The organism is Micromonospora sp. HM134 (assembly GCF_007833915.1).
Lineage (GTDB): Bacteria > Actinomycetota > Actinomycetes > Mycobacteriales > Micromonosporaceae > Micromonospora > Micromonospora wenchangensis.
The window spans coordinates 6,432,558-6,446,576 of sequence record NZ_CP041061.1; the positions used below are offsets into that span (position 1 = coordinate 6,432,558).

General features: G+C 74.3%; 10 protein-coding genes and 1 pseudogene. 4 read left to right on the forward strand and 7 right to left on the reverse strand.

Features of this window, described 5'->3' with window-relative positions; genetic code table 11:
- Positions 1-105: 105 nt before the first annotated feature.
- Positions 106-927 (reverse strand): annotated as a pseudogene (locus FJK98_RS27850) (TIGR00730 family Rossman fold protein); the annotation flags it as partial.
- A 155-nt stretch (positions 928-1,082) separates the two neighbouring features.
- Here FJK98_RS27850 and FJK98_RS33395 point away from each other — a divergent pair.
- The gene (locus tag FJK98_RS33395; RefSeq protein ID WP_158224170.1) at positions 1,083-1,250 is read left to right on the forward strand and encodes a hypothetical protein; all 168 of its coding nucleotides are present in this window, start codon (positions 1,083-1,085) and stop codon (positions 1,248-1,250) included.
- A gap of 327 nt (positions 1,251-1,577) precedes the next feature.
- On the opposite strand, the gene dapE is transcribed toward FJK98_RS33395, so the two are convergent.
- A complete protein-coding gene (dapE, locus tag FJK98_RS27855; RefSeq protein ID WP_145921600.1) occupies positions 1,578-2,651 on the reverse strand; it encodes a succinyl-diaminopimelate desuccinylase in 1,074 nt (357 codons plus the stop codon).
- An 81-nt stretch (positions 2,652-2,732) separates the two neighbouring features.
- Here dapE and dapD point away from each other — a divergent pair, with 81 nt between their 5' ends.
- Complete coding sequence (gene dapD, locus FJK98_RS27860) at positions 2,733-3,689, forward strand: 2,3,4,5-tetrahydropyridine-2,6-dicarboxylate N-succinyltransferase (protein WP_145921601.1); 957 nt, start codon at positions 2,733-2,735, stop codon at positions 3,687-3,689.
- Positions 3,690-3,739: 50 nt separating this feature from the next.
- Here dapD and FJK98_RS27865 read toward each other — a convergent pair whose 3' ends face one another.
- The gene (locus tag FJK98_RS27865; protein WP_145921602.1) at positions 3,740-7,081 is read right to left on the reverse strand and encodes a S8 family serine peptidase; all 3,342 of its coding nucleotides are present in this window, start codon (positions 7,079-7,081) and stop codon (positions 3,740-3,742) included.
- Positions 7,082-7,302: 221 nt separating this feature from the next.
- On the opposite strand from FJK98_RS27865, the gene FJK98_RS27870 reads away from it, so the two are divergent.
- Positions 7,303-7,860, forward strand: a complete 558-nt coding sequence (locus FJK98_RS27870) for a sugar O-acetyltransferase (RefSeq protein ID WP_145921603.1) — start codon at positions 7,303-7,305, stop codon at positions 7,858-7,860.
- A 91-nt stretch (positions 7,861-7,951) separates the two neighbouring features.
- Positions 7,952-10,522, forward strand: a complete 2,571-nt coding sequence (locus FJK98_RS27875; RefSeq protein ID WP_145921604.1) for a hypothetical protein — start codon at positions 7,952-7,954, stop codon at positions 10,520-10,522.
- Here FJK98_RS27875 and FJK98_RS27880 read toward each other — a convergent pair.
- From FJK98_RS27880 to dapC, 4 genes are read right to left on the reverse strand one after another with little or no spacing between them, the layout of a single operon-like run.
- Positions 10,505-11,146, reverse strand: coding sequence for a nucleoside/nucleotide kinase family protein (locus FJK98_RS27880; RefSeq protein WP_145921605.1), 642 nt, complete (start codon positions 11,144-11,146; stop codon positions 10,505-10,507). The genes FJK98_RS27875 and FJK98_RS27880 overlap by 18 nt on opposite strands.
- Entirely contained in the window at positions 11,146-11,784 is a 639-nt protein-coding gene (locus FJK98_RS27885; protein WP_145921606.1) for an SIMPL domain-containing protein, read from the reverse strand. Before FJK98_RS27885 ends, FJK98_RS27880 begins: the two co-directional genes overlap by 1 nt.
- 47 nt (positions 11,785-11,831) lie before the next feature.
- Positions 11,832-12,836: a prephenate dehydrogenase/arogenate dehydrogenase family protein gene (locus FJK98_RS27890; RefSeq protein ID WP_145921607.1), complete on the reverse strand. Its 1,005-nt coding sequence runs from the start codon at positions 12,834-12,836 to the stop codon at positions 11,832-11,834.
- A gap of 11 nt (positions 12,837-12,847) precedes the next feature.
- A complete protein-coding gene (gene dapC, locus FJK98_RS27895; RefSeq protein ID WP_194821199.1) occupies positions 12,848-13,933 on the reverse strand; it encodes a succinyldiaminopimelate transaminase in 1,086 nt (361 codons plus the stop codon).
- Positions 13,934-14,019: the final 86 nt, after the last annotated feature.

The window sequence follows — 14,019 nt, forward strand, 5'->3', positions numbered from 1 at the left end:
GGCTCAGCCCTCCCGACCGTCGACCACGCCCCGGCCCGCGCCACCGGCCCCGGTGCCGTGGGACGGCGTACCCGGGGAGGGGGTGTTGGTGTCGGCGGCCCGGCGGGCGGCCTGCTGGTCGGCTGCGGTACGCGCCACCGCCTCCTCGCGTACCGCCTCCTGGTCGACGGCGAGCGCCGCCTCGGCCTCGACGATGTGCCGTACCGCCGCGTCGACGTCGTCGGTGAGGCAGATCAGCTCCAGGTCCACCGGGCCGATCTTGCCCTCGGCGGCCATGCTGTCCCGCAGCCAGTCGAGCAGGCCCCGCCAGTAGTCGGTGCCCATGAGCACCACCGGGAAGCGGGTCACCTTGCCGGTCTGCACCAGGGTGAGTGCCTCGAACAGCTCGTCCATGGTGCCGAAGCCGCCCGGCAGCACGACGAACGCCTGGGCGTACTTGACGAACATGGTCTTGCGGGCGAAGAAGTAGCGGAAGTCGATGGCCAGGTCGACCCAGTCGTTGAGCCCCTGTTCGAAGGGGAGTTCGATGCCCAGCCCGACGGAGAGGCCACCGGCCTCGCTGGCCCCCCGGTTGGCCGCCTCCATGACGCCGGGTCCACCACCGGTGATCACCGCGTAGCCGGCCCGGGCCAGCCCCGCGCCCAACTCCTCGGCCAGCCGGCACTCGGGACTGTCGGGTTTACTACGGGCGGAGCCGAAGACGCTCACCGCGGGCGGCAGATCGGCCAACGTGTCGAAGCCCTCGACGAACTCGGCGAGGATGCGCAGCGCGCGCCAGGCGTCCTTGGTCTTCCAGTCGCTGCGCCCCCGGGAGTCGAGCAACCGCTGGTCGGCGGTGCTGGTGGGGATCGCGCCACGGCGCAGCGTCACCGCCCCCCGGTGCCGCTCCGGATCGCGGCCCGACTGCCGCCCGTTGGTCTGACTCATGACAGCCACCGTAGTGGAGGCGCACGTCAGGGCGGTGCCGGCCGACGGGTCGGAGAAAAAGTTCGCGATCTTGGGCAACTAATTCTGTCGCCCGTACGTCTTACTATTCACATACCGGGTATGGCCCGGCGCGCGCCTTCGGGGGAGGAGCAAGCGTGATCAGCAACAACGAACGGATGCGGATCCGTCGGCAGATGCAGCGAAGGATCAACGAGGTGGTGGCCGAGCGCCGCCGCGCCCGACAGTTGGAGGTGCCGGTGGAGCCGGCCGCCCCGTCCGTCGAGCCCACCGAGCCCGACAGTCCCCGCCTCACCACCGTCTGACACCACCAGCCCGACCCGCACCACCCGGCCGGCCGCCGCCTCACACCCCTGGCCGGCCACCCGAACCCTCACCTGTACGTACCGAGGCCCCCGCGGTCCCCCGACCCCGGGGGCCTCACCACACCCACCACGCCCCGCCGGCCCGACTCCCGTGACCGGCCGAGCTCAGCCCGTTGCCACCAACCCCTTCGCCCCGGCGCTGCCACACTCGGCGATCAAGAGAATTGCGTCACGGGAGAGCGCTCTCGATGACGCAAACTTCTTGATCACCGGAGCGAACCCGGGCCGGGCCCGGGGCGGAGCGAGCCCGGGGCGGGGCCGGCGGGGTCAGGCGGGGGCCAGCCAGCGGTGGAGGGTGGCGGCGCCGTCGCGGATCTTGGTGAGTTCGACGTGTTCGTCCCTGTGGTGGGCGAGGTTGGGGTCGCCGGGGCCGAAGTTCAGCGCCGGGATGCCCATCGCCGCGAACCGGGCCACGTCGGTCCAGCCCAGCTTGCCGATCGGGGCGGCACCCACGGCCGCCAGGAACTCCTGGGCCACCGGCGCGTCGAGTCCCGGGGCCGCGCCGGCCGCCGCGTCGGTGATCGCCAGTTCGTAGCCGGCGAAGACCTCCCGCAGGTGCGCCTCGGCCGCCGCCGGGTCCCGGTCCGGGGCGTACCGGTAGTTGATCTCGATTTCGCAGCGGTCGGGGACGACGTTGCCGGCCACGCCGCCGTCGATCCGTACCGCGTTGAGGCCCTCACGGTAGTCGCAGCCGTCGATGGTGACCCGGCGGGCCCGGTAGTCGCCGAGGCGGCGGAGCACCTCGCCCGCGCCGTGGATGGCGTTGACCCCGCGCCAGGAGCGGGCCGCGTGGGCGCGCTCGCCCGGCACCGTGACGATCGCCCGCATGGTGCCCTGGCAGCCCGCCTCGACGATGCCGTACGTCGGCTCCAGCAGCACCGCGAAGTCGGCCCGGAGCCACTCCGGGTGCGCCTCGGCGACCAGGGTGAGCCCGTTGTACCGGGACTCGATCTCCTCGGCCTCGTAGAAGAAGTACGTCACGTCGTAGCGGGGGTCGGGCAGGGTCACCGCCAGGTGCAGCGCGAAGGCCACCCCGGACTTCATGTCGGAGGTGCCGCAGCCGTACATCAGGTCCCCGCGCATGGTCGACGGGAAGTTGTCGTTGTGCGGCACCGTGTCCAGGTGCCCGGCGAGCACCACCCGCGAGGACCGGCCGAGATCCGTCCGCGCCATCACGGTGTTGCCGTGCCGGAAGGTGCTCAGGTGCGGCACCCGGCGCAGCACCTCCTCGACACAGTCGGCGATGGCCTTCTCGTCGAGGGAGACGGACTCGATGTCGACGAGGGCACGGGTCAGCGCCACCGGATCGGCCAGGACCTCGGGGGTCAGCGGGTTCTCCATGATTCGCACGGTACCGTCCTGAACGGTGGGCGTGAGGGGTGAGCCCACCGGCCCCGCAGCCGCGAACGAGAGGGTAGAACAGTGACGTCCCAATCCGCCTGGGGTATCGGCCTGGCCACCGTGACCGCCGCCGAGCAGGTGCTCGACACCTGGTACCCGACCGGCAAGCTGGGCCTGGGTGAGCTGCCGCTGGTCCCCGGCGAGGACCAGGCCGACGTGCTGGACCTGCCGCCCGGCGCGATCGGCGAGCGGGCCCTGCCGGGCCTGCGTACGGTGCAGGTGGTCACCGTGATCGGCGCGCTGGACGAGCCGATCAAGGACGCCGCCGACGCGTACCTGCGGCTGCACCTGCTCTCGCACCGCCTGGTGCGGCCCAACGAGCTGAACCTCGACGGCATCTTCGCCCAACTGGCGAACGTCGCGTGGACCTCGGCCGGCCCGTGCCCGCCGGAGCGGGTGGACGAGCTGCGCGTGATCGAGCGGGCCGCCGGCCGCCACCTGGCCGTGTACGGGGTGGACAAGTTCCCCCGGATGACCGACTACGTGGTGCCCGCCGGGGTGCGGATCGCCGACGCGGACCGGGTCCGGCTCGGCGCGCACCTCGCCGCCGGCACCACCGTGATGCACGAGGGTTTCGTCAACTTCAACGCCGGCACGCTGGGTACCTCGATGATCGAGGGCCGGATCGTGCAGGGCGTGGTGGTCGGTGACGGTTCCGACATCGGCGGCGGTGCGTCGATCATGGGCACCCTCTCCGGCGGCGGCACCGACCGGGTGCGCATCGGCGCGCGGAGCCTGATCGGCGCGAACGCCGGGGTGGGCATCTCGCTCGGCGACGACTGCGTGGTCGAGGCCGGCTGCTACATCACCGCCGCCTCGAAGATCACCCTGCCGGACGGCCGGGTGGTGAAGGCCCGCGAGCTGTCCGGCGTCGACGGCCTGCTGTTCTGGCGCAACTCGGTGACCGGGGCGTTGGAGGCGAAGCCGCGTACCGGCCAGGGCATCACGCTCAACGCCGCCCTGCACGCCAACGACTGAGCCGCCCGGTCCGGGCCCGCGACGAGACCGTCGCGGGCCCGGACGTCGGTTCACTTCAGGCGGTACGCCTGGATGATCCGGGTGCTCGCGGTGTTGCCCTCGGTGTCCCGGGCGGTCGCCCGCAGGGACGCGTACCCGGCCCCCGCCGGGTGCTTGACCAGCGCCACCGTGCCCTGGCCCGGCACCTTCACCACGGTCGCCCGCCGCCAGGTCCTCCCCCCGTCGTACGACACGTCGACGCTGAGCTTCGCCAGCTTGGCGGTGCCGGCGCCCGGCTGCCGCCGTACCTGCACGGGGACGGCGAAGACCTGCCCGGCCGGGGCGGTGTTGTCGACCCTCAGTTGCGGGGTGAACCGGATCTCCGACAGCGGCAGCAGCTTCGGCGTGTCACCGGCCACGTGCCCGGAGCGGAACGTCCAGCTCGCCTCCACCTCGGTGCCGAGGTCGGTGAGGCTCCGCTTCGCCTCGACGGTCAGCTTGTAGTCGCCGGCCGCCTTCGGCACGGTGAACTCGCCGTACCCCGGGTTGTCCAGTTCCTCCACCAGCTTGCCGTTGCGCCACAGGGCGGTACGGGCGCGGTCGGTCAGCGACCCGCCGGGGTGCCCCGCCGCGTCGCTGTGCAACGCCACGCTCACCACGATCGTGTCCCCGGTCCGGGTGACGCCGTCCTGCGGCCAGCGCGGGGCGGGCAGGGACGGCCCGAGCGGCGCGGTCCCCCAGGTTTCGGTGATCCGGCGGCCGGCCTGGTATTTGGTGGGCAGGCCCAGCAGGATCGCCTGGACGTCCAGCCAGCCCTCCTCCGGGTCACGGATGCCGAAGTCGAGCTCGGACTCCCAGCGCACGCCCCTGGTGCTGTAGTGCTCGGTGCGCTGGCCGGGCAGGTCGGTGGGGAGGACGACCGCCCAGCCGCCGAGGTTGAGGCCGTTGTTCGGGAAGACCAGCCGTTCGGCCTCCATCTTCGGGTACGGGTCACGGAACTTGTGCACCACCGTGGCCAGGTCGCCCCGCCGGTAGTCGCGGACGAACCCGCTGGGCACCTTGCCCGGGACGGTCTCGCCGAGCGCGTACAGGTACGGGCTGTTCTCGGCCTCCCGGTCGGCCCACTGGCTGTTGATCGTGGTGACGAACTCGTCGGCCGGCACCGTCTTGCCGAGTTGGCCGGTGGACAGCCCGTCGAAGGTGTCGAAGGAGACGATGCCGAACCCGTAGCTGCCGTCGTCGGGCAGCAGGTAGTTGGCGCTGATGTCGACCAGGGCGACCTGGGCGTCGGCCTGCGGAACGGTCATCCGTACCGGCTTGGCCTTCCGCAGGTCGATGGTGACCGCCGTGTCGCCGGCGACCACCAGTTCCGGCTGGGCGAGCATGGCCAGCCCGCCCGACTCCTCGTCCGGGCCGGCCTCGAAGAAGACGCTGTTCAGCCCGTACCGGCCCTTGGGGACCCGGACCTCGACGACGCCGTCGGCCTCGAACACGTCGCGTACGTCGCCGTCGGCGAGGTCGACCAAGGCGGTCGAGTAGTCGCCGCCCGGCTTGCCGCCCCGGTCGAGGTGGGTGAGCGTGACGGTGTAGCTCTCCACCTCCCGGTGCACGGCCAGCGGGGTCACCGCGACGGTGCCGCCGGAGCGGGCCACGACCCGGCCGGTCCAGTAGCCGTCGACGCCGAGCCGGGTGTTCGCGGTGACGGTGGTCTCGGCCCGGCCGCCGGCCGGGACGGTGATCCGGTTGACGCCGAGGGTGAACATGCCGGCCGGTGCGGCGGCCCCGCCCGGCCCCTTGACCTCGACGGTCAGGTCGAGGGTGAGCGGGGTGGCGCCACCGTTGTGCCAGGCGACGGTCCGGGTGATCGGGGCGTCGTCGCCGTGCGGCCACAGGGCCCGGCCGAACGAGACGCTGACCGGGTCGGTGGTGACCTGCTCGGTGATCGCCCGGGTCAGGTCCACCCGGCCGGCGCCCTGCTCGTAGGCGGTCTGCGTCGGGTGCGGCTTCGCGGCGGCCATCAGGGTCGCCTTGAGCTGCCCGGCCTTCCAGCCCGGGTGCTGCTGGGCGAGCAGCGCCACCGAGCCGGCCACGTGCGGGGTGGCCATCGACGTGCCGGAGAGCGCGACGTACTTCGTGCCGACCGGGTCGCCGATCTGGCCGTCGACGGAGCGGGCGGCCACGATGTCGACGCCGGGGGCGGTGATGTCGGGCTTGAGCGCGTCGTCGCCGACGCGGGGGCCGCGGCTGGAGAAGTCGGCGAGTTCGTCGTCCCGGTCGACCGCGCCGACGGCGAGCGCGGCGTCGGCGGTGGACGGCGAGCCGACCGAGCCGTCGGAGCCGTCGTTGCCGGCGGCGATGACGAAGAGGCTGCCGGTCTGGGCGGTCAGCGTCTGGACCGCCTCCTCCAGCGGGTCGACCTCGGGGGTGTCGCCACCGCCGAGGCTCATGTTGACCACGGCGGCCTTCTTCTCGGTGGTGGCCCACTGCATGCCGGCCAGGATCGCCGACTCGGCGCAGCCGAACTCCTCGCAGACCTTGCCGTCGAGCAGCGTCGCGTCCGGCGCGACACCCCTGTACTTCCCGCCGGAGGCGGCACCGCTGCCGGCGATGGTGGACGCGACGTGGGTGCCGTGCCCGACGATGTCCCGCTGGTCGGGCAGGTCGCTGAAGTTGCGGGCCTCGCCGACCTTGCCGGCGAGGTCCGGGTGGGTGGCGTCGATGCCGGTGTCCAGCACCGCGACGGTCACCCCCTTGCCGGTCCAGCCGGCGGCCCAGGCGGTGGGCGCGCCGATCTGGGGCACGCTGTGGTCGAGGGAGAGCGTGCGCCGACCGTCCAGCCAGATCCGCTCGACGCCCCCTGCCGCGTCGAGCCGGGCTCCGGCGTCGCCGCCGGTCAGCGTCGACCAGACCGCGCCGGTCGAGGACTTGCCGGCGGTCAGCGCCGCGCCCTGGATCGCCGGCAGGTCGCGGGTCACCCGGGTGCCCGGCAGCACGGCCGCGCCGCGTCGGGCCTGCCCCTGGCGGTACGACACCAGCAGCGGCAGGTTGTCGCGGTGGGCGTCGTCGTAGCGGGCGGCGATCAGGCCGGTGACGTCGAACAGCCGCCTGTCGACCTGCCCCGAGCGCAGCAGCGGCACCGCGTCGCGGGGCACCACGGAAAGGTGGCCGTGTTCCCGGCGGACCAGGAACTGCTGGTGTTCCCGGCCGGCACCGGGGCGTACGGCGGCGCCGCCGGTGCGGGTGACGGTGACCTGGTCCCCGGTGATCAGGGTGACGGTGCTGGCGCCGGTGGCCGGCGTGGCGGGCCGGGACGCGGCGGGGCCGGCGGGCGCGGCGTGCGCGCCCGTCGCCGGCAGACCGAGGGCCAGGGCGAGCACCAGCCCGCCGGCCGCGGTTCTTCTGCTTCGGTGCAACGGAACCTCCTCCTAAGACGTCTACATGACAGGAGCCATCGAGATGACCAGTCACCTCGCGATGACCAGCTACCTCGCGACGACCGAGTCACATCGATGCCTCAGAATTACATACTCGGTATGCAAAAAGAAGTCCGGGGGATGACCGTCCGGACACATTGCTGAGACACGACCGACCCGATTCCGTCCCGCCGGGCCGCCCGATCGGCGACGATCACCTGGTGACGTCCATGAGGGAACGCATGCTCGCCGGCGAGCCGTACATCGCCGACGATCCCGAGATCGTCGCGGATCTCGACCGCGCCGCGCGGCTGGCCGAACGCTTCAACCGCAGCCCCGCCCACGACCCGCAGGCCCGGCTCGCCGCTTTGCGCGAACTGCTCGGCAGCGTCGGCGAGGGCGCCTGGGTACGCCCACCCCTGCACTGCGACTACGGCTGGCAGACCCACCTCGGGGACCGCAGCTTCGTCAACTTCAACGCCGTCCTGCTCGACGTCGCCCGGATCACCATCGGCGCGGACGTCCAGATCGGACCGAACGTGCAGCTGCTCACCGCCACCCACCCCGTCGAGGCCCGGGCGCGAAGGGCCAAGTGGGAGGCCGCCCAGCCGATCACCATCGGGGACAACGTCTGGCTCGGCGGCGGGGTGATCGTCCTCGCCGGAGTGACCGTCGGGGAGAACACGGTGGTCGGCGCGGGCGCGGTGGTCACCCGCGACCTACCCCCCAACGTGGTCGCCGTGGGTAACCCCGCACGGGTGATCCGCACCCTGCAATAACAGCTTGAGCTGCGAAAACCTCGACGCAACCGTGGGCGAACGGCAAATTCCGATGCACTCTGGGTAGTGACTTCGTTACCAGGGAGCACCGATGGCCGAGCGGGTACTCGAACTTCGGGTACACGGCGTGTCCAACACCCCACCCGACCAGATCCTCGGCCTGCCCGCCGACCCGACCGGCACCGGCCCGCAACCCCGGCTCGTCTCCGGCGGCGACGTCACCGGCTTCTACCGCGCCAGCGACTCCGCCCCCGACGACCCCGTCGTCGTCGAGGCGTACAGCTGGGGGCAGTTGACCTCGGGGGCGCGGACCGCGCGGGACGTCGAACGCGCCCTGTGGACGCTGCTGCTGCCGTTCACCCTCGCCAACGTCGCCCTGTACGCCCGCCCCGGCATCCCGCCCGACCCGGACACCGAACGCTGGGGCAGCCGCTCCGGCATCACCGCCTGGCTGATCCGGCTGTTCTGCCTCAGCCTCACCGGCACCCTGGTACTCGCCGCCACCGGCATCGGCGTCGACCTGATCGCCTGGCAGTGCGTCGACCAGGAGTGCCTGCGGCAACTGCCCGGCCCGTGGGAGTTCCTCGGCCGGGGCTGGTGGCGCGCGGACGCCCACGCGCTCGCCGTCGGCCTCCTGGTGCCGCTGGCGACGCTGCTGGTGCTCGGCATCGTCTCCTGGCGCACCTACCAGTACGAGGCCGAGATGCCCGCCGAACCCCGACCCCCGGCGGGCGACGGGGAGCACCCGGCCGAGCCGACGCCCGACCTGGCCAACCCGTTGCAGGACCCCACCTTCTGGGGCGGGGAGGGACAGCTGCGCCGGGCCGCCGTGCTGCACCTGTGCGTCGGCGCGGCGCTCGCCGCGGCGGTGCCCGTCGGCGCGGTGCTGGTGCTGGACCCGGCCCGGGGCGTCCGGGCCGTGGTCGCCGTCCCGACCGTCGCCGCCCTGGTCACGGTCGTGGTGATCGCGGTGGTGGCGGTGGGCCGCCCCTGGCTGACCCGGCGCGGCGGGGCCAGCCCGCTCGGCCGGTGGAGCCTCACCGTCGGCCTGCTCACCGGCCTCGCGCTGACCGGCACCTTCACCCTCCTGCTGCTGCCGGACGGCCCCGCCGGCACCCCGCTGGCGCAGTTCCGCCCACCGGTCGGCTGCACCCGCGACCCCGGCCTCGCCGGCTGCCGCGCCGACCACTCGCTGCCCGGCTACGACGGGCTGGTCGCCTGGCTCGCCACCTACCAGGTGCTGCTGCTGTTCGCCATCGGCACGGTCGCCCGGTCCGGCCGACGGGCGCTGCCCGTCCCCGGCACGGCCGCCGTGCTGCTGCCCCTCGGCGTGGCCTGGCTCGACGGTCGGCTGCCCGGCGTCCCCGCCGCCCCCGACGGGCTACGGATCTGGATGCTCGCCGCACCCGCCATCGCGCTCGCCGCGATCGGACTGCTGCTGCCCCGCACCGGCAGCGACGCCGGCCAGCAACCGCTCGGCGTGCACACCGACGTCGCCTGGGGCGGACGCGGGGCCGCGGTGATCGCCGGCTTCGGCTGGATGATGGCCATCGCCTACTGCGCCGGCCTGCTCTACTGGGTCACCGACCGGCTCGACGGGGCCGCCTCACCCAGCGGGTTCTCCCCGATCGTGCTGCCCCTGCCGGTGATGTGGGCCGGGCTGGCCTTCACCCTCGCCACCGCCGCACTGCTCGGCACGCTGGTCCGCGCGGGGGTGCTCTTCCACCGGCTGCGCCGCGTCGAATACACCCGGCTCACCGCCGCCGGGCAGGCCCTCTCCGCGCACGACCTGCGCCGATGCCGGCACGTCAGCACCTTCCGCGCGCTGCACCGCCTGGTCGGCGAGCACGCGGTACGGCTGATCGGCTGCTACGCCACCATCGCGGCGGTGCTGGTGGCGCTGTCCTGCGTGGCGGCGCTAAGCCGTACCCGCCCGGCGCCGGTCGGCGCGGCGGGCTGGCCGGGGCTGGTGCACGCCGCCGCCGACCTCGGGGACACCCTGCTGGGCTGGCTGCCGCTGGTGGTCGCCGGCCTCGGCATGCTGGTCTACCGCAACGACACCGTCCGGCGCAGCGTCGGGGTGCTCTGGGACGTCGGCACCTTCTGGCCGCGCGCCGCACACCCGCTCGCCCCGCCCAGCTACGCCGAACGCGCCGTCCCCGAGTTGCAGACCCGGATCGCCGGCATCCTGGCGCTGGCCGAACGCGACCCGCGCCGGATGGACGGGGTGATCCTCTCCGGCCACAGCCAGGGCACGGTGATCTGCGCGGCGACGGTGCTCCAACTGCCGACCCGGTGGCGGCGACGGATCTGGTTCCTGTCGTACGGCTGCCAGCTCACCCGCCTCTACGGGCGGGTCTTCCCCGCCTACTTCGGCCCGGCCCGGCTCCGGGTGCTCGCCGACAGCCTGACCTGGCCCTCCGGCCACGTCGCGTGGACCAACTTCTGGCGGGACACCGACCCGCTCGGCTGGCAGGTCAACGCCGGGGAACGGGACGTGCCGGTGACCGACCCGGAGGCGCTGCACCCCAGCGGGGGCGAGGTCGCCGACCCGCCGATCCGCAACCACAGCGGCTACCCGGAGGCGTGGGAGTTCCACCGGGAACGGGCCCTGGTGGCCCGGCTGCTGCGACGTACCGTCCCGTCACCCCGGGTCGGTTGACCGGACCACCAGGTCGGCCCGGTCGGCGGTGCCCGCCACCACGGCGGCGTTCGCCTCGTCGCTGCCGTACGCCCAGGCCTGCGCCGCCTCCGGCGACCGCCCGTACGCCACGTGCCGCGCCACCAGCCGGCGCAGCCGTGCCCCGGCGTCCAGGTCGAGGAACCACGCCTCGTGCAGCAACGACCGCACCTCGTCCCACGGCGGCTCGGCGAGCAGCAGGTAGTTGCCCTCGGTCACCACCAGCCGGACCGAGGGCGGCACCTCCACGGCCCCGGCCACCGGCTCCTCCAGGTCGCGGCGGAACAGCGGCGCGTACACGGCGGTCGGCTCCAACCGGCGCAACCGGCGCAGCAGCGACACGTACCCGTTGGCGTCGAAGGTGTCGACCGCGCCCTTGCGGTCCGCCCGGCCCAACCGGACCAGCTCCGCCTGGGCGAGGTGGAAGCCGTCCATCGGCACCAGCCGGGCGCTCGGACCGACCGCCGCGACGATCCGCTCGGCCAGGGTGGACTTGCCCGCCCCGGGCGCACCGGCGATGCCCAGCAGCTGCCGGGGGCCGGCGTCGGCCAGCGACCGGGCCCGGGCCACCAGGTCGTCGAGGGAGAACGGACGCGCCCCGGGCATCAGCTCAGGACCGGCTCGCTGATGGTGAACCGGGCCCGCACCACCGCGTGCACCGACTGCGGACGGGGGTCCAGGTCCAGCTCCGGCGGGCCACCCTGGCGGGCCTGGCGGGCGAACATCGCCCCGCCCGCGCCGGAGCCCTCGTCGGTGTCGGCCAGCTCCCGCAGCGCGGTCACCCGCGCGCCGAGCGCCTCGGCGTACTCCCGGGCCCGGCGCAGCGCGTCGGCGATCGCCGCGTGCCGGGCCTCCCGGTGGGCCGGGCTGTCCGGGCGCAACGACCACCAGGGGCCGGCCACCTCGACGTGGTCCAGCTCGGCCAGCCGCAGCATCAGCTCGGCCAGGGAGCCGAAGTCGGTGACGGTGACCGTGGTGGAGACGCTGCCGAGGTAGCCGACGACCCGCTCGCCGGACCGGTTCGTCTCGGGGCGGACCCGCAGCTCACCGGCCTCCCGGCGGTCCACCGCCGGCTCGTGCTCGTCGAGCAGCACCCGGACGGCGGCGGCCCGCTCGGCGAGCCGGGCCAACGCGACCTGACGGTCCCGTTCCCGGGCCGTCGCGGTCACCTCGAAGCGGGCCAGTTCGGGCGGCACCTCCCGGTACGCCTCACCGCGCACCGCCACCACCGGTCCGTCCGCCACGCACCCACCCTAGCGGCGCGGTCGGCGCGCCGCCGGTTTCCGCGCGGTCAGGCCGGCCGCAGCCCGGTGTACGTCACCGTCGCCCGCGCCACCGCGCAGCCGGTCAGGTGTCCGCCGGACTCGCCGACCGACCGGACGAACGCCAACTCCCCGGCGGGGTCGGCGTCGAGGTCGAACGTCCGGCGGACGGGCAGTTCCCGGCCCGACCCGGCCGTCCGCACCGCGCCGGCCCGCTCGTAGTGGGCCACCAGCGTGGGCAGGTCGTCGTCGCGGACCGCCTCGGCGAGCGCGTCGAGCGCGGCCCGTACCTCGGCCAACTGCCGCAGCACCTGCTCCCGGTTGGCCAGCAGCATGGCGGCGGTACGCCGGGCCGGGGTGGTCGCCACCCGGGTTCCGTCACGGAAGCTGCCGGCGGCGAGCCGGACCACCGCGTCGCGCACCGTCGAGTCGGCGGCGGCCCCGGCCAGACCGCCGGCCAGCAGGTGCGGCACGTGCGAGGACAGCGCCACGACCCGGTCGTGCACCTGCGGCGACATCGGGACGACGTGCGCGCCGAAGACGTCGACCACCAGCCCGACCAGCGCCCGGAACGGCACCAGCCCGTCGACGCTCGGGCAGAGCACCCAGGCCGCGTCGGCGAACAGGCCGGCCCGGGCGGCGGTGAGCCCGGCCCGTTCGGTGCCGGCCATCGGGTGCCCGGGGACGAACCGGCCGGTCAACCCGTGCGCCCCGGCGAACCCGGCGACGGCTTCCTTGGTGCTGCCCACGTCGGTGACGATGCATCGGTCGCCGGTCAGCCCCGCCACCGTGAGCAGGGTCTGCGGCAGGCTGGGCAACGGGCCGCCGAGGAACACCACGTCCCGGTCGCGGACCGCGTCGGCGAGCTCGTCGGGGAAGTCGAGGCCCCGGCGGCGGCCCTCGGCCCGGGTCGCCGGGTCCGGGTCCCAGCCGGTCACCGGGACGCCCGCCTCGTGCAGGCGCAGCAGGATCGACCCGCCGATCAGGCCGGTGCCCACCACGGCGGCCCGGAGCCGGCCGACGTCGTCGCCCACCGCAGCCGTCCCTACGGCTGGGCGAGCCGGTGCGCGACCGCCCCGACGTGCGCGTCGGACCCGGTCAGCGCCACCCGGACGTGCCGCTGCCCCGCCGGGCCGTAGAAGGCCCCGGCGGCGACCAGGATGCCCCGGCGGGCCAGCCAGTCGACGGTGTCCCAGCAGTCCTCGTCGCGGGTGAGCCAGAGGTAGAGGCCCGCCTCGGAGTGTTCCAGCCGGAAACCCGCCCCGGTGAACGCGGCGAGCAGCGTCTCCCGCCGGGCCCGGTAGCGTTCCCGCTGCTCGTCGGCGTGCGCCTGGTCACCGAGCGCGGCCACCATGGCGGCCTGCACCGGTGCCGGGACGATCATGCCGGCGTGCTTGCGGATCTTCAGCAGCTCGGCGACGAGCGCCGGGTCACCGGCGACGAACCCGGCCCGGTAGCCGGCCAGGTTGGACCGCTTGGACAGCGAGTGCACCGCCAGCACCGAGTCGTACGAGCCGCCGCAGACCTCCGGCGCGAGCACCGACACCGGGGCCGCGTCGGCCGTCCAGCCCAGCGGGAGGTAGCACTCGTCGCTGGCCACCACGGCACCGCGCTCCCGGGCCCAGTCGACCACCTTGCGCAGGTGGGCGGCGGGCAGCACCCGGCCGGTCGGGTTGCCGGGCGAGTTGACCCAGACCAGGCGTACCCGCGAGGTGGGACCGACCGCGGTCAGCGCGTCGGACCGCACCACGGTGGCACCGGCCAGCCGGGCGCCGTCCTCGTATGTCGGATAGGCGATCGTCGGCACCACGACCACGTCGCCGGGGCCGATCCCGAGCAGGGTGGGCAGCCAGGCGACCAGCTCCTTGGAGCCGATCGTCGGCAGCACCCCGAGCCCGTCGACACCGGCGGCGCAGGCGCGCGCCACCCAGCCGGCGATGGCCTGCCGCAGCGCCGGGGTGCCCGCCGTCAGCGGATAGCCCGGCGTGTCGGACGCGTCGGCCAGGGCCTGCCGGATCACCGTGGGCACCGGGTCGACCGGCGTACCCATGGAGAGGTTGATCAGGCCGTCCGGGTGCGCCGCGGCCAGGGTGGCTGCGGCGTCCAGGGTGTCCCAGGTGAACTCGGGCAACCGGGCCGACACCGGCACGGGCCGGGCCGACGGTTCCGGCGCGGACCCGACCGGACCCCTACCGGGCCCGGTCGGCGACCCCGCTG

What these genes read in the sequence shown, in the direction of transcription:
- dapE (WP_145921600.1), bottom strand. Translation starts at nt 2,651, where the DNA reads ATGGAGAACCCGCTGACCCCCGAGGTCCTGGCCGATCCGGTGGCGCTG.
- FJK98_RS27875 (WP_145921604.1), top strand. Translation starts at nt 7,952, where the DNA reads ATGGCCGAGCGGGTACTCGAACTTCGGGTACACGGCGTGTCCAACACC.
- FJK98_RS27880 (WP_145921605.1), bottom strand. Translation starts at nt 11,146, where the DNA reads ATGCCCGGGGCGCGTCCGTTCTCCCTCGACGACCTGGTGGCCCGGGCC.